Origin of the sequence: Staphylococcus hyicus (assembly GCF_000816085.1) — a bacterium.
In the GTDB taxonomy this organism is placed as follows: domain Bacteria; phylum Bacillota; class Bacilli; order Staphylococcales; family Staphylococcaceae; genus Staphylococcus; species Staphylococcus hyicus.
In genome coordinates, this window is the sequence record NZ_CP008747.1 from 2,213,799 (window position 1) to 2,233,524 (window position 19,726).

At 37.3% G+C, this 19,726-nt stretch carries 22 protein-coding genes; 7 read left to right on the forward strand and 15 right to left on the reverse strand.

Annotation, left to right across the window (positions count from 1 at the left end; all coding sequences use genetic code 11):
* Positions 1-4: 4 nt before the first annotated feature.
* The 7 genes from SHYC_RS10520 to SHYC_RS10550 form a co-directional block, all read right to left on the reverse strand.
* Positions 5-1,147 carry a thiolase family protein gene (locus SHYC_RS10520; RefSeq protein ID WP_039646989.1) on the reverse strand — a complete coding sequence of 381 codons (1,143 nt, stop codon included), beginning with the start codon at positions 1,145-1,147 and terminating at the stop codon, positions 5-7.
* Positions 1,140-2,498: an AMP-binding protein gene (locus tag SHYC_RS10525; protein ID WP_039646991.1), complete on the reverse strand. Its 1,359-nt coding sequence runs from the start codon at positions 2,496-2,498 to the stop codon at positions 1,140-1,142. The genes SHYC_RS10520 and SHYC_RS10525 overlap by 8 nt, the downstream gene beginning before the upstream one ends.
* Before the next feature lie 126 nt (positions 2,499-2,624).
* Complete coding sequence (gene hxlB / locus SHYC_RS10530; RefSeq protein WP_039646993.1) at positions 2,625-3,170, reverse strand: 6-phospho-3-hexuloisomerase; 546 nt, start codon at positions 3,168-3,170, stop codon at positions 2,625-2,627.
* Between the two features lies 1 nt (position 3,171).
* Entirely contained in the window at positions 3,172-3,810 is a 639-nt protein-coding gene (gene hxlA, locus SHYC_RS10535) for a 3-hexulose-6-phosphate synthase (RefSeq protein WP_039646996.1), read from the reverse strand.
* 85 nt (positions 3,811-3,895) lie between these two features.
* Complete coding sequence (gene nagB, locus SHYC_RS10540) at positions 3,896-4,624, reverse strand: glucosamine-6-phosphate deaminase (protein WP_039646998.1); 729 nt, start codon at positions 4,622-4,624, stop codon at positions 3,896-3,898.
* 5 nt (positions 4,625-4,629) lie between these two features.
* The gene (locus SHYC_RS10545) at positions 4,630-5,301 is read right to left on the reverse strand and encodes an N-acetylmannosamine-6-phosphate 2-epimerase (protein WP_039646999.1); all 672 of its coding nucleotides are present in this window, start codon (positions 5,299-5,301) and stop codon (positions 4,630-4,632) included.
* 12 nt (positions 5,302-5,313) lie between these two features.
* The gene (locus SHYC_RS10550; RefSeq protein WP_039647735.1) at positions 5,314-6,843 is read right to left on the reverse strand and encodes a PTS transporter subunit EIIC; all 1,530 of its coding nucleotides are present in this window, start codon (positions 6,841-6,843) and stop codon (positions 5,314-5,316) included.
* Between the two features lie 126 nt (positions 6,844-6,969).
* Here SHYC_RS10550 and SHYC_RS10555 point away from each other — a divergent pair, with 126 nt between their 5' ends.
* The 4 genes from SHYC_RS10555 to folE2 all read left to right on the forward strand — a co-directional run bounded on the left by SHYC_RS10555 (position 6,970) and on the right by folE2 (position 9,894).
* Positions 6,970-7,779, forward strand: coding sequence for a MurR/RpiR family transcriptional regulator (locus tag SHYC_RS10555; protein WP_039647001.1), 810 nt, complete (start codon positions 6,970-6,972; stop codon positions 7,777-7,779).
* 108 nt (positions 7,780-7,887) lie between these two features.
* Positions 7,888-8,247, forward strand: coding sequence for a YojF family protein (locus SHYC_RS10560; RefSeq protein ID WP_039647003.1), 360 nt, complete (start codon positions 7,888-7,890; stop codon positions 8,245-8,247).
* Between the two features lie 11 nt (positions 8,248-8,258).
* Entirely contained in the window at positions 8,259-8,936 is a 678-nt protein-coding gene (gene bshB2, locus SHYC_RS10565; protein ID WP_039647005.1) for a bacillithiol biosynthesis deacetylase BshB2, read from the forward strand.
* Positions 8,937-9,015: 79 nt separating this feature from the next.
* A complete protein-coding gene (gene folE2 / locus SHYC_RS10570; protein ID WP_039647007.1) occupies positions 9,016-9,894 on the forward strand; it encodes a GTP cyclohydrolase FolE2 in 879 nt (292 codons plus the stop codon).
* Positions 9,895-10,001: 107 nt separating this feature from the next.
* On the opposite strand, the gene SHYC_RS10575 is transcribed toward folE2, so the two are convergent.
* From SHYC_RS10575 to tadA, 3 genes are all read right to left on the reverse strand, one after another.
* Positions 10,002-10,568 carry an NADPH-dependent FMN reductase gene (locus SHYC_RS10575; RefSeq protein WP_039647009.1) on the reverse strand — a complete coding sequence of 189 codons (567 nt, stop codon included), beginning with the start codon at positions 10,566-10,568 and terminating at the stop codon, positions 10,002-10,004.
* 17 nt (positions 10,569-10,585) lie between these two features.
* Positions 10,586-11,455, reverse strand: coding sequence for a Cof-type HAD-IIB family hydrolase (locus SHYC_RS10580; RefSeq protein WP_039647011.1), 870 nt, complete (start codon positions 11,453-11,455; stop codon positions 10,586-10,588).
* 138 nt (positions 11,456-11,593) lie between these two features.
* Positions 11,594-12,091: a tRNA adenosine(34) deaminase TadA gene (gene tadA / locus SHYC_RS10585; protein WP_039647013.1), complete on the reverse strand. Its 498-nt coding sequence runs from the start codon at positions 12,089-12,091 to the stop codon at positions 11,594-11,596.
* Positions 12,092-12,157: 66 nt separating this feature from the next.
* On the opposite strand from tadA, the gene SHYC_RS10590 reads away from it, so the two are divergent.
* Both SHYC_RS10590 and SHYC_RS10595 read left to right on the forward strand, forming a co-directional pair.
* Positions 12,158-12,775 carry a deoxynucleoside kinase gene (locus SHYC_RS10590; RefSeq protein ID WP_039647015.1) on the forward strand — a complete coding sequence of 206 codons (618 nt, stop codon included), beginning with the start codon at positions 12,158-12,160 and terminating at the stop codon, positions 12,773-12,775.
* A complete protein-coding gene (locus tag SHYC_RS10595) occupies positions 12,768-13,433 on the forward strand; it encodes a deoxynucleoside kinase (protein WP_039647017.1) in 666 nt (221 codons plus the stop codon). The genes SHYC_RS10590 and SHYC_RS10595 overlap by 8 nt, the downstream gene beginning before the upstream one ends.
* A gap of 29 nt (positions 13,434-13,462) precedes the next feature.
* Here the strand turns inward: SHYC_RS10595 and SHYC_RS10600 are convergent, their stop codons facing one another.
* A complete protein-coding gene (locus tag SHYC_RS10600) occupies positions 13,463-14,161 on the reverse strand; it encodes an HAD family hydrolase (protein WP_039647019.1) in 699 nt (232 codons plus the stop codon).
* Positions 14,162-14,380: 219 nt separating this feature from the next.
* Between SHYC_RS10600 and SHYC_RS10605 the strand changes: the two genes are divergently transcribed.
* Entirely contained in the window at positions 14,381-14,704 is a 324-nt protein-coding gene (locus tag SHYC_RS10605; protein WP_039647022.1) for a hypothetical protein, read from the forward strand.
* A 688-nt stretch (positions 14,705-15,392) separates the two neighbouring features.
* Here SHYC_RS10605 and SHYC_RS12320 read toward each other — a convergent pair.
* The 4 genes from SHYC_RS12320 to SHYC_RS10620 all read right to left on the reverse strand — a co-directional run bounded on the left by SHYC_RS12320 (position 15,393) and on the right by SHYC_RS10620 (position 19,651).
* Positions 15,393-15,533, reverse strand: coding sequence for a hypothetical protein (locus tag SHYC_RS12320; protein ID WP_158260819.1), 141 nt, complete (start codon positions 15,531-15,533; stop codon positions 15,393-15,395).
* 420 nt (positions 15,534-15,953) lie between these two features.
* Complete coding sequence (locus SHYC_RS10610; RefSeq protein WP_039647024.1) at positions 15,954-17,030, reverse strand: branched-chain amino acid aminotransferase; 1,077 nt, start codon at positions 17,028-17,030, stop codon at positions 15,954-15,956.
* A gap of 302 nt (positions 17,031-17,332) precedes the next feature.
* Positions 17,333-18,292: an L-threonine 3-dehydrogenase gene (locus SHYC_RS10615; protein WP_039647026.1), complete on the reverse strand. Its 960-nt coding sequence runs from the start codon at positions 18,290-18,292 to the stop codon at positions 17,333-17,335.
* 168 nt (positions 18,293-18,460) lie between these two features.
* Positions 18,461-19,651 (reverse strand): glycine C-acetyltransferase, encoded by a 1,191-nt coding sequence (locus SHYC_RS10620; RefSeq protein ID WP_039647028.1) that lies wholly within the window; start codon positions 19,649-19,651, stop codon positions 18,461-18,463.
* Between the last annotated feature and the right edge of the window lie 75 nt (positions 19,652-19,726).

Genomic DNA, 19,726 nt, shown 5'->3' on the forward strand with positions numbered 1-19,726 from the left:
TTCACTATGACCAACGTTCGAACAGTGCTGCATTACCCATGCCTCCTCCAATACCCATCGTCGCTATCGTCCGCATTGCATCTGTCATGTAAAACAAGCGCGTCACTAAAATAGCCCCACTTGCACTGTAGGGATGTCCCATCGCAATAGCGCCACCGTATCGGTTGAGTTGTGCGTCAGAAATATTAAGCTCTCGTTGGCATGCGAGTACTTGTGCGCTAAAGGCTTCATTCAACTCTACCGCGTCGATATCTGTTATAGTCAGATGATGCTTTTCTAAAAGTTCTTTTACCGCTGGAATAGGTCCACTTCCTAAAAGCGTAGGCGCAACCCCTTCAATCGCGTAGCCTTTAAAATATACACCTTTAGATAGACCAAGCGTACGTGCTTTTTCTTGTGACATTACAACTACAAGCGCTGCCCCGTCATGCTTTAAACAGCAATTCCCTACTGTTACAGTGCCATTTGGAAGTAACGGCTTTAAACGTTTTAAGCGCGCTAATTTAATATCAGGACGTACACTTTCATCATGCGTCATCCATGATCCTTGAACTTTTAAAGGTACGATTTCATCGTCAAGTTGATGATTTTCAAAAGCTTTAGCAGTTTTAATGTGACTGGTATATGCAAATCTGTCCTGATCCTCTCGCGTGATTTGAAAGGTATGAGCTACATTTTCAGCTGCCTCAATCATGGACGGATCTTGATCGCTTGGTGCGAATGAGGCACGCTCAAAAAATTGTGGAGGCTCTGAAGGATAGAGAGACGTCGGTCGCTTCATTTTCCAAGGTGCACGGCTTGTACTCTCTACACCTCCAGCAATATAAAAGTCACCTGCACCACTTTCTACAAGACGACACGCTAATTGAATCGCCTCTAAACCCGACCCACATTGACGATCAATGGTTAAACCAGGCACACGTACATCAATGCCTGCTTCTAAAAAACTTTTGCGAGCAATATTCCCACCATTTCCAACCACATTACCTAAAATGACATCATCCAATGTATTCAAATCGCATGGGAGCATCTTCTGAAAATGTTGCAGTAATGGTTTCAGTAAATCTTCTGGTTCCCATTTATGTAACTTACCACCATATACCCCTATCGGCGTTCGTTTTGCCGCCACTATTACTGCTTTATTCATCAAAATCACCACTTTCATACTTTTGTTGTGCTAAACGTCGAGATACTTTCCCACTTGACGTATAAGGGAGTGTGGTTACGCGAATGAATTTTGACGGAATTTCATAACGAGAGAGCACTTTTGCAAGCTGTTGTTTCATTGTTTGATAGTGAAACGTACATGCTCCGATATACAGGGCAACAGCTAATTCACCAAATTTTGAATGCGGTTGTTTGACGATAATCACGTCTTCAATCCCTTCTAATTTTTTAATATAATGCTCAACTACTGTTGGGTAGACGTTACGTCCACCAATAATCATCATATCTTCTATACGTCCGTGCAAATATAAGACATCATGGTCAACTCGTGCGTAATCACCGGTTTGAATCCACGTCGATGGTGTCTGACCGACATACCCTTGAAAAGCCATCGCACTATGCACAAACAACTTGCCCACCCCTTTTGCATCCGGTTGGTCGATGTGTATATCGACATTAGGAAAAATCGTACCTACTGAATTTAACGGGGCTGTTTGATTACGGTTCACACTAATAAAACTCGCTTCAGACGTACCAAAAAATTCATCAATCGTCGCTAAAGGCAATTGTGCCTTTAATTGCTGATGTAATGATGATGACAATTTATCTCCAGATATAAATACATGTTTCACGTTAGAATTTTGATGCGCATGTCGCACCCAATCAAACACCATAGTGGGCACTAAAAAGAGTATGCACGGCGTGTATAAAGATGCAATTCTCGTTGCACATTGTTGAATATTATAATTGTTTTGCCCCAAAAAGGTACGACCATAAAATAATGCATATATCATTACGTACAACGTTAAAGAGTGTGCATAGGGTCCTAGTGCAACAAGTGTACACCGCTCACCTAATGTTTTTTCTATTAATGTGTCATTTTGTTCAAATGAGGCAATCCATGACGCTTCATTTCGGTAAAATGCCTTCGGTAACCCTGTTGTGCCGGATGTAAAGCCGATATGTAATAAAGGACGCGTTTGTGTGTCACATTGATAAGGCGTGGCTTCGATACCTGACTCATTTAACACAAAACCGATATGATAACGTTCATATAACACGTGAAGACGCGCTTCTGTCCATTTCGGATCAAAAACACAAGGAATACCTCCCTTATGTAACACTGCCAAATAATGCACTACAAAGTCTTGAATCTGGTTAAATGAAAGCCCCACACGTTGACCTTTACACGCATCTGGCAATTGCATTGCTTTCTGTTCTAATTGTTGTTGTAAGTGCTTATAATCTATTCGTTCATCATCAATATGTAAAGCAATTGCATGCGGTTGACATGTCGCATACGTTTCAATACGTTCTAGTAATTGTGCCATCTTTTCACTTCTTTACTCACATTTGTTTCATTTTATCACACTGCATCTTAACCGCATATTAACGACATAAAAAACTTCTATCGCATGCCTTATACCGGCCTTATTGATAGAAGTTTGAGTAGTCTTTTATTCTAAATTGGCATGATTGTGTTGCATCGTTTCTTCAGAAATATTCAAACGTGTTTGTAAATTTAACACGAGACTATCTAAAAAGAGTTGCGCGCTTTGTTCAAATAAACTTCCTAACGGTTGATCTGAACCTTCAGCATCATGTTTCGTGCCCGCTGGCAATTCAATTGCAAGATTCGCCAACTGTCCTATTGCAGAATCAGGTTTCGTAGTAATGAGTAACACGTCTGCTTCAACTTCTTTTGCTTTCTCAGCAAGTAATTTTAAATGCGCCGTAGAACCGGAACCGGATATGATAACAAAGACGTCTCCTTTTTGAATCGACGGCGTTGTCGACTCCCCTACAACATGCGCTTTTTTACCAAGTTGATTTAAACGCATCGCAAAACCATTCGCCACAAATCCTGACCGCCCTTTACCTGAAACAAATACTGTAGGCGCATCAATCACCTGTTGTTCAAACTGTTGCGCTGATTCAGGATTCACTGAATTTAACGTCTGTTCGATTTCATTTAAAATGAGTTGGTAATTGAATACTGTCATTTTATTGACCATCCATGATTTCACGACATTGTTTAGCGGCTTTAGCAGGGTCATCTGCATTTGCGATACCCCCACCAACAATGATTAAATCTGGATTTTCAGCGACAACTTCTTTAATTGTGTCAGGCTTAATGCCACCTGCAACAGCAACTTTGGATTGACTGATTGCTGATTTCACTTTACGCAAACTTTCAAGTGGTGATTGGCCTTGCGCTTGTAAATCATAACCTGTATGCACAGCAATATAGTCTGCACCCATTGCATCTATTTCTTTTGCACGTTTTTCTAAATCTTGAGCTGCAATTAAATCCACAAGTAATTGTTTTCCATGTTTGTGTGCTTCCGCAATCGCATTTTTAATCGATTCATCTTCTGCAACACCTAAAATCGTTACGACGTCCGCACCAAATTTGATGGCTTGACTCACTTCGTAATCCGCAGCGTCCATAATTTTTAAATCTGCTAATACTTTAACATCTCTATCTTCAACATTATCTTTTAAATGTTGGACTGCTGGGAGGCCTTCATTGATCACAATCGGCGTACCGATTTCTACAATATCTACATAATCTGTGACTTTTTTTGCTAATTCAGCCGCATCTTCTTTATTTAATAAATCAATCGCTAATTGTAATTCCATGTCTAGAATCAATCCTCCATATTTTTATCTTTACGAACTACATTTTCAGGATATACCCTAGAAATAGGAGTTTCAAACGATGCGCTTATGAATTCGGCATTGCTTCATCATCAACAAAAACCTCCACATTTGGGTGGCGATGCAAAATAGAAGCTGGTAAATCTGGTGTCACTTCACCTGTCATCAAGCGTGTCATTGCCGCTTTTTTATGCGGACCCAGTGCGATTAAAATGATGCGTTTTGCTTTCATGATTGATTGAAGTCCCATCGAAATTGCCTGTCGTGGTACATCACGCTTATTTTCAAAATAACGACTATTCGCTTCTATTGTACTTTCAGTTAAATTGACACAGTGTGTTTCTGTATCAAATGAAGTCCCGGGTTCATTAAAACCGATGTGCCCATTTTGACCAATACCTAAAATTTGAATATCAATCGGTCCTTCTTGATCTAAAATCGCTTCATAACGTTTGGCTTCTTTATTAACGTCATCAACATCTCCATTTGGAATGTGCAAAAACGCTTCTGTAAATTTTGGATAACGATTAAACAAGATTTGGTGCATATAGTGATTGTAGCTTTCTGGATGTGTTGCATGTAACCCTACATATTCATCGAGATTGAAAGTATGGATATGTGAGACATCGAGATTATTTTTATTTAATAAAGCTACTAAATGACCATACATATCGACCATCGTTCCCCCTGTCGCTAAACCGAGACGTGCATGTGGTTGGTGCAACATAAACTGATACAATTCAGTCGCAACATAACATGACACACGATCTTTCGTACCGAGATTTGTTACTTTCATTTGAATCAACCTCCGTGTAATGCATTGACAAAACGTTTCGTGATATCGCGCGGGCGCGTGATTGCTCCCCCAACAACAGACGCATAAACACCTTTATCCGTTACAATCTTTAGCATTTCTGGTGTCATGACATTCCCTTCAGCAATCACTTTTTGATTGACATGTTTCAAAACCTCATCTAAAAATTGAAAATCATTGGTATAGAGCACCTGTCCTTGTGTTTGTTCAGTATAACCATGTAATGTTGTACCAATGTAATCAAACCCTAAAGTTTCAGCATGTTGTGCCTCCTCTACAGTTGCGATGTCCGCCATCAATTCAATATGCGGCGCTTGTTGACGCACATATGCCACTAATGTTTCTAAATCTTCTGCCGGTCGTTCGCGTAACGTTGCATCCATCGCGATCACTTCACAACCACTTTCTATTAATTCATCAATTTCCTTACGTGTCGCGGTGATAAACACGCTAGACCCTTCATAATCTCTTTTAACAATCCCAATGACAGGTAAATCTACTTCTTGTTTAATCGCTAAAATATCTGCTTTCGTGTTCGCTCGTATCCCTACAGCACCACCTTCTTTAGCTGCTAGCGCCATTTTACTCATAATAAACGATGAGTGCAGTGGCTCATCAGGTAACGCTTGACAAGATACAATTAATCCTTGAGGTAACATAAACATCTCTCCTTAAATTTGCACATTTTCTTCAATTTCATTTTTTATACTTGTCACATGTGGTCCATAGACAATCTGAATACCATGACCTTGCTTAATGATGCCTTTTGCACCTGTCTGTTTTATTTGCGTTTCATTTATTTTTTCATTATTATACACAGTCACTCTCAAACGCGTTGCACAACAATCCACTTCACTAATATTTGATTTACCGCCCAATGCTTCTATAATAGTTTGTGCGCTTTCACCTTTACTGACAGACACATTCATTTGTTCTTCTCTACCAGGCGTTTTAAAATTCATTTTAATAATTAGAAATTTAAATATAAAATAGTATAAGCAGAACCATACAATACCAATAGGGATGACATATAAAAAATTAGTTTTTTCATTACCTTGTAAAACGCCAAACAGAATATAATCAATAAAACCACCACTAAATGTTTGACCAATTGTAATATTGAAAATATCCGCCATCATAAAAGCCAAACCATCTAACAAAGCATGTATCACATACAACAATGGGGCAACAAATAGAAAACTAAATTCTAATGGCTCCGTAATACCTGTTAAAAATGAAGTTAACGCTGCAGATAACATCAAACCACCTACAACCTTTTTATTCTCAGGCTTCGATGTGTGATATATTGCCAAAGCCGCACCTAACAAACCAAACATCATCGTAATGAAACGCCCCGACATAAACCTAGAAACACCCTCATAATATTGTTTAACATTTGGGTCTCCTAATTGAGCAAAGAAAATGTTTTGAGTACCTTGTACAAGATGTCCTTTCACTTCAATTGAACCGCCTAAAGCAGTTTGCCAAAATGGGAGATAAAAAATATGGTGTAAACCAAATGGTCCTAACATTCTTAAAATAAATCCATAAAAAAATGTTCCGATAACACCCGTTTTTGTTACAATCCCCCCTGCACCAAAGATGAGATGTTGAATCAACGGCCAAACGAAATACATGATTACACCTACAAAAATAGCACTAAACGATGTGATGATAGGTATAAACCTTGATCCCCCAAAAAAACCTAAAAACTGTGGTAGCGTGACTTTATTATATTTATTATGTAAAAACGCAGTCATGATACCAATGATGATTCCTCCAAACACACCTGTTTCTACAGTTTGTATGCCTAGAACCATACCTTGCCCCTTTTTCGCAAGTTGTTCTGTAACTGCGAGGTTATCATTAATCGTTAATAACGCATTCATCGTTGCATTCATAATTAAAAATCCTAGAATCGCTGCTAAACCAGCTGTCCCTTTATCCCTTTTAGCCAATCCAATGGCTACACCTACTGCAAAAATGACGGGTAAATTTTGAAACACAATGCTACCTGCAGAACGCATTAATACAAATATGTGCTGTAAAAATTGAACATCTAATATGGGATATGCTTTGATGGTGTTTGGATTACTCAACGCACCACCAATTCCAAGTAACAACCCCGCTGCAGGCAAAATTGCAATGGGTAACATAAAAGATTTCCCAAATTGTTGCGCTTTTTCAAATGCTTTTTTCATCATCGCTTAAACCCCTTTCGCCCTTTCACTTCTAAGTTCAATATAGCATCGTGAAAGTTACTGTCAATATTTCTCGTTGTTTTGAAAAATATTTTCAATTACACTATGTGTAAGGAGTGAGTGAAGATGAAACTTGAAAATCGTATTCAACATTTTTATCCACAATTTACGAAATCTGAACGTTTAATTGCTGAAGCGATTCTTAAATTAAGTCATACTTCAGATATCGGAAATATTCAGTCTTTCGCGCGAGATATTGGGGTGTCCCCTTCAAGTGTAAGTCGTTTTGCACATAAATTAGATTATGATAGCTTTCAGTCACTACGTTTCGCGATACAACATGAATATCACCAAGACACGATTGAAAATGAACCAGCGATTCAAATTATGCATCAACATTATATGGCGATATTGAATCATACGGGTGAATTTATTATTCAATCTGACTTAATGGCCCTCGTTGAAGCCATTCAACACAGTCAAAAAGTCATCTTTATTGGTATCGGGAGCTCTGGCTTAAGCGCACAAGAGTTTTATTTTCGTACCATCCGAATGGGGTTTAATGTCGTAGCCATTACAGACGCCCACTTAATGGCTGTGATTGGCCAAATGTGCAATGATCAAACTACAGTTGTAGCCATTACGAATAGTGGTGCAACGTCCGAGGTGTTGGATAGCTTAAAACAAGCGCACAAACAAGGTGCCAAAATCTTAGCATTGTCGCATTATAAAACACCTACACTAGAAGACGTGAGTGACCACATCATATTAACTGCTGATCGCCAGTTTACGCATGATCATTATTTCATTAATTCACAATTAGCCACACATTTTATTATTGATTTGGTTAGCTATCATTTATTACAAACACCACACCGCTTGGCACACTATTCTCAAAGTTACAATACTTTAGTTGCTAAGCGCGAAAAGCTATGAGTAGACATGCTTTATAATTTTGCAATATAAAATGAGCAGACATATACAAATTTGACACATTTTTTAGTAGAATAGATAGATAATCATATCAGGGAGGCAGTGAACGCTTTGCAACGTATTCGTGAAGACAAGCTTCAAGCTTTATTGGACCAATATGCAAATCAACCTGTCTATTTGCACGTTGAAACGACCAATGGTGCTTATGCGAACCATTTCGATCAACGTGTTTTCAATGCAGGTACATTTTTACGCAACATTCAAGTCAATTATCAACACGCACAATTAAAAGGCGGTGGCAAAGAGCCTTTCCGTATTGGGCTTAAGCTAGACAATCATGGTTGGGTCTATGTACAAGGACTTACACATTATGAAGTTGATGAACATGACGCATTACTTATTGCAGGATTTAATTATGAAGGACAACTTGCGGCTGCACTTGAGATTAGTCGACAAGCGTTTGACGTTTAGGAGGACACATGATGGCAATGGAAAGACATATTTTAGTAATATTTCCACACCCTGACGATGAAACTTTTTCATCAGCAGGTACCCTTGCACGCTTCATTAATGAAGGCGTCCCTGTCACTTATGCTTGTCTCACATTGGGTCAAATGGGACGTAACTTAGGCAATCCACCTGTGGCAACGCGTGAGTCATTACCACACATTCGTGAACGTGAGTTAGAAGAAGCCGCAAAAGTCATCGGTATCACGCATTTACGCAAAATGGGCCTACGCGATAAAACGGTTGAATTTGAGCCCCATGACGAAATGGACGCGATGGTACAACAACTGATTGATGAAACAAATCCGTCAACAATTATTTCCTTTTATCCAGGTTATGCAGTACACCCTGATCATGAAGCAACCGCAGAAGCAGTTGTACGGACAGTTCAACGTCTCCCTGAAGCAAAACGACCGAAGTTACAACTCGTCGCATTTAGTAATGATGCTGTAGATGCATTGGGCGAACCTGATATCGTCAATGACATCTCTGAATATAAAGAACAAAAATTAAAAGCATTTGAAGCTCACCGATCACAAACTGGGCCATTTTTAGAACAACTGGCAAATCCACAAGGACGTGCTTCAGGCGCGCCGAGTGATGCGGCCGCATTTTTAACAACAGAAACATTTTGGACGTTTCATTTCGATTAAATTCTAAAGATACGAATTGTCGGATTAGGAAAAACCCCTTTTTCTTATAATCCTAAGCAAATATAGTGGAGGAAGTAACATGACTGAATTTGATTTATCAACCAGAGAAGGTCGTTGGAAACACTTTGGTTCAGTAGATCCTATCCAAGGTACAAAACCTACAACAAAAGCTGAAATGACTGACCTTCAAAGTACACATAAAAACTTTTTATTTGAAATAGAAGAAGTAGGTATTAAAAACTTAGTCTATCCTGTTTGGATTGATCACTTTCAAACCGCTGGAAACTTTAGTTTTTCAACGAGTTTAAATAAAGATGAAAAAGGCATTAATATGAGCCGTATATTAGAAGCGGTTGAAGCAGAATATGATAATGGCATCCGCCTTGAATACGATATGTTAACGCAATTGTTAAATCGTCTGAAAACACACATGAAACAACATAGTGCTGGCGTTGATGTTTCAGGCAAATGGTTCTTTGACCGCAAAAGCCCTGTCACTAACATTAAAGCCGTTGGACACGCAGATGTCACATATGGATTAGCCGTACGTGGAGATGAAATAACGCGTAAAGAACTAACCGTTGAAGCAGCTGTCACTACGTTATGTCCATGTTCCAAAGAAATTAGTGAATACTCTGCACATAACCAACGTGGCATTATTACCGTTAAAACATATATCAATAAAACCGCAACATTAATAGCTGACTATAAAGAGATTATTTTGGACGCAATGGAAGCAAATGCAAGTTCAATGCTTTATCCTATTTTGAAGCGTCCAGATGAAAAACGTGTGACAGAGCGCGCATATGAAAATCCACGCTTTGTTGAAGACTTAATTCGCCTTATTGCGGCAGACTTAGTAGAACTCGAGTGGTTAGACGGATTTGATATTGAATGTCGTAATGAAGAATCCATCCACCAACATGATGCCTTTGCTAAGTTAAAATATCGAAAATAAAAGAAAGGGTGAGCCACTTAAAATAGTGCTCACTCCTTTTTTATTACTGTGAATATCATGATATCATCTTCAATTTGCGTCATTTAATAAATATTGAAGGTGATTTTTTATTTTAAATGTTCATATGGACTGTTTTTCGCAAATGATAAGATTTGATCAATAAACAATTTCGCACGCAGTTGAAATTCCTCGTTAGAGAGGTATAACGTGCCATCTTCTAATTTGTCGTAATCCGAATCATGTGTTGCAATTTGCGTAGGTACAGCAATCCCTAGCAACGAACGTACAATTAGTCTTAAGTGCGAAAGCGGTTCTGCACTTACAATGCCACCACTATTGTTTACCAATCCGACTGGTTTCATTTTGAAGTAATCCATATTTAAATAATCTAATGCATTTTTTAAACTTCCTGAATAAGATCCGTGATAGTTCGGTGTTCCTAAAATAAAGAAATCCGCCTCCATCGCAAGAGATTTTAATGTTTCCGCATTGCGTTGATATTCGTCAGGAATTGGATTTTGTCCTGAAAAGTCTAACATATGCAATGGACGTTCTGCTAAGTCAAAAATATCCACCTCATGATGATGCTCTTCAATTTGTCCTTTTAAAAACTGTGCAAGTGCGCGTGTATGTGAATTGGGTGACGCACTGCCTACGATAATTAACCCTTTCATGATTTATCTGTCACTCCCTATAATTTTGTTTCATCGATAATATGATAGATGGCTTTTGCAACGCCACTATGTTCATTCGTATCTGTTACAAATGACGCAATATCTTTTAATTCTGGAAGTGCATTTCCCATCGCCACCGGATGGCCAACTACTTCCAACATTGATTTATCATTTAAATTGTCTCCCACTGCCATAACATCTTTCATGTCGATGCCCAGTTGTTCTGCGATAGCACGCACCGCTAACCCTTTTTGTGCATCGATATGCGTAATTTCAATATTTCCTTTTGCAGATGACGAAACAGCAAGGTTACCACTTTGTGCAAGTTTATCCTTTGTCCGATTAATTTTATCTAAATCTACATCATGCGCCAACACTTTCATAATAAGCTCCCCAGGAATGTCTTCCACTTTATCGTAGTTATCCACAACCTTCAAAGAACCGATTTCGATTCGGTGTTGAATATGCGCACGAATTTTTTCAACATTAGGTGTTTGACCCATTTGTTTCGCTATATCGAGGTATATCGCTAAGTCACGCTCTGGATCTTCTGTATAAATACCTAGATTCGTATAGACTTGATAAAAAATATTTTCTTCAGCTAACACATCGCGAATGCGCTGGTATAATTCATGGTTTAAGTTTGACGTATGCACGATATCAAAACACTCGTCTCGCACTTCCGCACCGTTCAAACAAATGTACGGTACTTTCAAACCTGTAGGCTGTATTGGATCATTGGCTTCATAAAAAGCACGTCCTGTCGCAATGACAACCGTAATTCCTAAAGATTGTGCATATTGAATCGCCTTTACATTTTCTTCTGAAACTTCATGCCCCGCATTAAGCAATGTACCGTCCATATCTGTCGCAATTAATTTAATCATATACTTACCTCACTCTATGCCAAATCATTTCACATTAAATTTGTTATATACATGTATCCATTAGCATCACATATTACATATGAAATGATTAATAACGTATTCACCTTTAATGAACCGCTTCGTACGCCATTCATTTTATCAAACTTCCGGTGAATTGTATTTTAATTTGTTTGTGCGCTTCTTATTTTCACGTAGACGTTTAAAAAACTGTCTTAGCAATTCACCACACGAAAAAGACAGGACACCTGTAATAAGATGGACACGATGATTCATACGCGAATCTTGCACAAGATTCATTAAACTACCACTACATCCACCTTTGGGGTCTTTAGCACCGTAGACTACCGTGTCAATACGGCTCATGACAATCGTTCCAGAACACATGACACATGGTTCAAGTGTGACATATAACGTACAGCCTTCAAGGCGCCACGTTCCTAGTTTTTTTGCGGCACGCTCAATCGCTAAATGTTCCGCATGTGCCATTGGAAGTTGTGACGTTTCCCTTAAATTATGCGCTGTCGCAATAATTTCATCGTCTTTAACAACGACTGCCCCTATAGGCACTTCCCCTAACTTTTCAGCCTCTCTCGCCGCTTCAATTGCGACTGACATATAAAATTCATGACTTCTCATACAGAAACACCCCAACATGTGATAAAATTTGTAATACTGATAATATAAAAAATGGAGATAAAAAATATGGATAAACCTTTTATAGCAATTGAAGGCCCGATTGGTGTTGGTAAATCTTCGTTAGCACACAAGTTGAGTCAATCTTATCATTTTTATGAGGCAAAAGAAATTGTAGGTGAAAACCCATTTCTATCCGATTTTTATGAAGACATTTCAAAATGGAGCTTTCAAACAGAAATGTTCTTCTTATGTAATCGATATAAAGATTATCAAGATTTAGGTGCGATGCATCAAGGTATTGTAAGTGATTATCATATTTATAAAAATAAAATTTTCGCACGAAATACTTTGTCCCCTATAGAATTTGATAAGTTTTCTAGAATTTATGATATATTAACTGAAGATTTAAGAATGCCAGATTATATCGTCTTTTTAGACGCCGAATTGTTCCGTTTAAAAGAGCGGATCAAAATTAGAAACCGTGATTTTGAAATACATATTGAAGATGACTATTTATTAAAATTAAAAGCGGATTATTTGGCTTATTACGAGTCATTAAAAGCAAATGGTCATCACGTAATACGTATCGATACCACTCATCTGGACTTTGTTAAAAACAGTCGAGATTATGACACAATTTTAAATCAAATTAATGAATTAATTGGAGGAAAAACATTTGAATAACTTTGGTATACCCTCAAATGCGGTAATCACAATTGCTGGTACAGTCGGTGTAGGAAAATCATCATTAACCCAAGCAATTGCTGACAAATTAAATTTCAAAACATCTTTTGAAAACGTCGATCACAACCCTTATTTGGATAAATTTTATGATGACTTCACACGTTGGAGTTTCCATCTACAAATTTACTTTTTAGCTGAACGTTTTAAAGAACAAAAACGTATGTTTGAATATGGTGGTGGTTTTATCCAAGACCGTTCTATTTATGAAGATGTCGATATCTTCGCTAAAATGCATGAAGAACAAGGTACTATGACACCTGAAGACTTTGAAACATATTCAAATTTATTTAATGCGATGGTAATGACACCTTATTTCCCAAAACCAGATGTCTTAATTTATCTTGAATCAGATTATAAGAGTGTTATTAATCGAATTCATGCGCGTGGTCGTGAAATGGAAATGAATACAGATCCAGAATATTGGAAAAAGTTATTTGCACGTTATGACGCGTGGATTAATCAATTTAATGCATGTCCTGTCGTACGTGTAAATATCAATGAATATGATTTATATGATGATCCTAATTCCATTGATGCTGTACTTGAAAAAGTAGGACACATCATTCAAACACACCGTCAAGTTGACCAACGTCAATAATCATATAACCCATTGAAGCTATAATGCATTCAATGGGTTGTTTTTAATATACTCGGAAGTTCCGTAACGTCATTTAAAATAACATCAGTATCATCAAATTTAGCTTGATTCCCTAATCCTGTACGCACACCGACGTTTAATAGTGCATGCGCATTTCGGCCTGTTTTCATATCATTATCGGTGTCTCCTATCATTATCATATCGCGACCTTTCACCCCTCGCTCCCATAACGGCTCTAAAATACGCGGGTCTGGCTTTTCGTAATGATCACCATTGGTAGAAATAACGATGTCAAACAACGATTGCAGTTGTGTTTTCTCAAAAAAGTGCGCCATACCTGTACGATTGTCACTTGTCAAAATACCGAGGTGATATCCTTGTGATTTAAGCATATGAAGCATAGAGTCGACCCCTTCAAATAGTGTCACCTCAGGTTCACGTGCATGAATGAGCGCTTGGCTTCTTTGTGTCGTGTATGACGTCGTATCTTGATCTGCATATTGATTAAACACTGTAATCATATCTTGTAAGGTTCCAGAAGCCATAATGCTTCCTGGTGAAAAGCCATCATTTACGATACCTAGTTCTTTTTTCACGTCATCTAACGCTTTAATATGAAAATACGCGCACACGTCCTCAACGAGTTGAATACCAATTTTAATCCAACTTTGATCAAATTCAATCAATGTGCCATCCTTGTCAAACATTAACCATATCGCGTTTGGCATCATTCTACCTCCATTTCACTTCACATTTTTATTTATGATAGGTTGTATGTTAAAAAAGCATCAATACAGTTCGATTCTCTTTTCAATAACGAATCAAAGCGCCTATCTTACAGTTTCCTTTCATTTTTTAATATGAAACTTACAGTACTGCAAGATATATTGTTTACTATTTAATAATCATTAATCTTGTGTTTAAATGTGTATGAGGAGGTGAATGATATGGAAACTAAAGGTAGCAAAGTACTCTCTTCCATCAGTTACTGGAGTATCTTTTTCGCACCGTTTATTTTACCCATCCTTATATGGGGCTTTTCAAATCATCCCGTGTCAACACATGGTAAAAAAGCACTTTTTTATCATATAGGTGCTTTAATATTTTATTTATTGGGGATAGGAAGCTTTGCTTATTCAAAAAACACATTCCATCATCCCGAACTCATCGCAAATATTGCCTTAACATTTTCATTCATTTTTTTATTTATTGCTTTTTCTTTAGCGATATACAACTTAGTGAAAGGCCTAATATTAATATTACAACACTAATTCAAAGTGTATATTTATAATACAAACAACTGTAAACAACTCGAACGCGCGGATTGTCACCTCATTTTGTGGAATTTTGATTAACAAAGGGAGACCCATATCCTCTTGTTAATCATCAATTTGAAATAGCACAAGGGTCCTTTTATTTTTATATGTGTGTCATCAATATACCATTTATAATACGCTTTGTTATGTTTTTCTTTCTAGATTTAATATAAAAACCATGCATATTCTTGAACTCCTATTAAATAATAAACGTTCACACTAGGCCCTCTTTTCAAATATCGCACGATACTCAATGCCTACCATAAATATTGGCCGAGTAGTCGAGAGCATGCGTATGACAGCTTTATCGAATTGTTTATATTTGAAATTATTCATGTAGAGAACTTCTTTTAACAAAATTACACTATAACGTCAACTTTGCAAGACAACCTTAAAATCTTCACTCAATTTTTTGCTTTCATTTTCAAAAGCACCTTTTTAAGAGCTCGACATACAATTAAACGAAGTTAAAAAGTCGAATGTAACGTTGTCTCACTTTTAATAGGTATTTAAAATCCAAAATCCGGGAGTTTATACCTCACTATACTAAAAAAATAGCTATGAGAAGTCTATTATCACAGCTTTCTCGTAGCTATAGTAAATTTGTTACCACTTTTTAATTTCATAAACGCGCTTATTTCAGCTACTTTCCTACAATCTCTTTGATCATCCACGTGAGAAAACCACCAAATGGAAATACCACCCACCAAAAATCTGCTAAAAACCCAGCTATAGTATCAGGACGCTCGTATTTAAAACTCGTTTTTTCATTTTTCTTTTCCATCTGCTGTTCTCATTTGTTTTTATTATACTTAAATAATATCTCCAAAACACTCAAATTACAACCTTCCATTTTTTTATTCTATTAATCAACATCAACCTACGGTCAGGAGTATATTTTAATTATTATCGAAAAATAAAATGACAAACTCAACACTGATATTAATACATTTCATATCCTTAATTAACCACATTTAAGTTTTCATATGTTTGACGATTAAGTTTTATAACGACGTTCTCCGTTAATCATTGTGCATTTGTGACACTTCACATTATTTTTTTAATTGTAAATTTATATACTTAAAAGCTTATTTCGCTTTCGTACCTCCTAGAACATTACAGAAACTATAGGGAAATTATACACATAATAAAAAAGCTAGGAACCTTATGATGACGAGGTTTCTAGCTCAAATGTTATTCCATATTAATATTTCGGTACAACGACTCTCCAACCGTGAGGATCTTCTAGTTTACCACTTTGAATTCCTGTATAGTTGTCATACAATTTTTGTGTTATTGGACCCGTTTGATTATCATTAATGACAATTTTTTCGTCTTTAAATTGTAATTCACCAACTGGCGAAATCACTGCGGCTGTCCCTGTACCAAAGACTTCTTGAAGACGTCCTTCTTTATGATATTGGTAAAGTTCGCCAATCGCCACACGACGCTCGTCAACTTCATAGCCAAGCGTTTTTGCTAATTCAAGTACGGTTTTACGTGTAATACCTGGTAAAATACTTCCGTTTAATTCTGGTGTTACTACTTTCCCATCGATTACGAAGAAGATGTTCATACTTCCTACTTCTTCAACGTATTTTTGTTCAACGCCATCTAACCATAATACTTGGTCAAAGCCTTCTGAATTCGCATTAGATTGTGCAAGTAAGCTCGCCGCGTAGTTACCAGCAACTTTCGCATAACCTACACCACCTCGGACTGCACGCACATATTCGTCTTCAACATAAATTTTCGTAGGACGTAATGAATCGCCGCCATAATAAGATCCAGATGGAGATAAAATAATTAATAAACGATATTCATGGGATGGATGCACGCCAAGTCCTTCTTGTGTAGCAAAAACATATGGACGTATGTATAAGGACTGCCCTTCCCCTTCTGGCACCCAGTCACGTTCAATATCAATTAACTGTTTTAAACCTTCAAGTAATAACGCTTCGTCAACTTCGGGCATCTTCAGACGCGAAAGTGACATGTTAATACGTTTAAAGTTTTCCTCAGGTCTAAATAAAACAACCTCATCGTCGTGCTTGTATGCTTTTAAGCCTTCAAAAACAGATTGGCCATAGTGAATACATTGTGCTGCCGGTGAAATTTCGATTGGACCATAAGGAATAATCTTTAAATCGTGCCACCCTTTATCAATAGAATACTCAAAGCTAAGCATATAATCCGTAAATACTTTACCAAAAGTAAGTGAGGATTGATCTGGCTTTTCTTTAAGTTGTTCTCTTTGTTGAAATTGAATTTTGTCTGACATGATTATTCCTCCTATTTAAATGTAATATATGCATTATATCAAGGTGCATATGACAATTCAATGAGTTTTCCGAAAATTAGAATTAATCTGATTTCAAGAAAACGCTTTCAAACTTGAAACTTAAGTCATGAAACGATTGATTTCATCATCATTCAGAATCCCATTATACAAATTTTGTCGAAGTTATGAAAATGATTCGAAAACAAAAAGAGACATGCCCGTCACATGTCTCTTTGCAATATATAAAATTGAGATTTTGCATTTTATGTTTGTAAAAATTATATTACTGCGACTACGTGTGATTAAGCTTTATTCGCCTCTTTTTCTTGAATGGCTTCAATCATGCGTGTTGTCATAGCTTTAAGATCGTATTTAGGGTTAAAGCCCCATTCACCACGTGCACAGCTTGTATCAATACTGTCAGGCCAACTATCCGCAATGCCTTGGCGTACTGGATCTACATCATAATCTAATGTAAAGTTAGGCATATGTTCTTGAATGGCTTCTTTTACCATTTCTGGCTCGATGCTCATCGCACTTAAGTTATATGCATTACGATGAATTAATTTACCACTATCTGCTTCCATCAATTGGATAATTGCATCGATAGCATCATCCATGAACATCATATCCATATACGTATCTTTCGCAATATAGCTTGTGTATTTGCCTTCGCGTACTGCTTTAAAATATATATCTACAGCGTAGTCTGTTGTGCCGCCACCTGGTTCTTTAACGTAAGAAATTAATCCAGGGAAACGGACGCTACGTGTATCAACGCCAAATTTTGTAAAGTAATAATCACAAAGTAGTTCACCAGACACTTTGTTTACCCCATACATTGTGTTTGGACGTTGAATTGTCACTTGTGGCGTATTCTTTTTCGGTGTGTTAGGTCCGAATGCACCGATAGAACTTGGTGTGAAAAATTGTAAGTGATATTTGCGTGCAACTTCAAGGGCATTCACTAAGCCTCCCATGTTGAGGTGCCACGCTAAAAGTGGTTTTTGTTCTGCAGTAGCAGATAAAAGTGCAGCCATATGCATCATTGTATCAGGTTGGAACGCTTCGACTAATTGTTCCATTTTTTCAGCGTCTGTCACATCTAAAATTTCAAATGGCCCTTCAGCAACAATTGAACCTGCTTCTGGCTCACGAATATCTGTTGCTAATACATTTTCATTCCCATAAATTTCACGACATTTTGCGACAAGTTCTGTTCCAATTTGGCCCAGAGCACCTGTTATAAATATTTTTCTCATAAACACTCATTCTCCCTTTTTGTCCTTTAGAGACGGACATAACTCTTTTTCTAGTAGGCATTTTCTAGGTTTACAGGCTCATTATAACACTTAAGCGCTTCCTTGTACATTCTGAGAAAACAAAAAGCAAAGTAATCCAAATGAATTACTTTGCCGACATAATGTTACCTATTGAATGACGTTAAGTTCTTTACCTACGCGCTCATAGACTTCTAATGCTTGATCTAACATGTCTTTTGTATGTGCTGCAGTAGGCATATTTCTCACACGACCTGTGCCACGTGGGACAGTTGGGAAGACGATTGATTTTACGTAAACACCTTCATCCATTAAACGCTTACTAAATTCTTGCGTTTTCTTTTCATCACCTATAATTACTGGTGTGATTGGTGTTTCGGAGTCACCAATGTCGAAACCTAATTTTGATAAACCATCTTTAAGGTATTTCGCATTATCCCATAGTTTATCGTGTAATTCTGTTGACGCCATTAATTTATTTACAGCTTCAGTGATCGCTTTTGTATCTCCAGGTGCTAATGATGTTGAGAATAAGAATGGACGAGATTGTGCTTTTAACCAATCGATTAATTGTTGTGAACCAGCGACATAACCACCTACAACACCGATTGCTTTTGATAATGTCCCAATTTGAAAATCCACTTTGTCTTGTAAACCAAAGTGTTTCACCGTTCCAGCACCTTTACCCATAACACCAGAACCATGCGCATCATCAACATAAATCATAATGCCTAATGGCTCACAAATTTCTACAATCTCAGGTAGTTTCGCTACATCCCCATCCATACTGAAGACACCATCAGTAATGTACATCACTTTATTATATTGGCCTGATTCCACAGCTTCCTTCGCTTTTTCACGTAAATCATCCATATCAGAATGTTTTACACGTATGATTTTTGCTTTAGATAAACGACATCCATCAATGATAGACGCATGGTTTAATTCATCAGATAAAATTGCGTCATTTTTATTCATAACTGCAGAAATTGCAGCCATATTACAATTAAAACCAGATTGGTATGCGATGGCTGCTTCGGTACCTTTAAATTTAGCTAATGTTTGCTCGAGTTCATCATGTAAATCTAAAGTACCGTTGATTGTACGTACTGCACCGGCACCTACACCGTGTGAGTCAATCGCCTTTTTTGCTGCTGTTTTAAGATCTTCGTTTGTTGCCAATCCTAAGTAGTTGTTTGAAGACAGGTTAATATATGTTTTCCCGTTGATTTTAATTTCCGGACCATTTGCCCCTTCAATTGAATCAATTTCATTATACAAACCATTATCTTTGAGGTAGTCAATGTTTTCTTGTAAAAAATCATTTAACTTTTGGACCATGTTCATTCCCCTTTCAATTTTCAATCACCTTAATAATAACGTATTTTGTACAAACTTCAAAGCATGTGTATAATA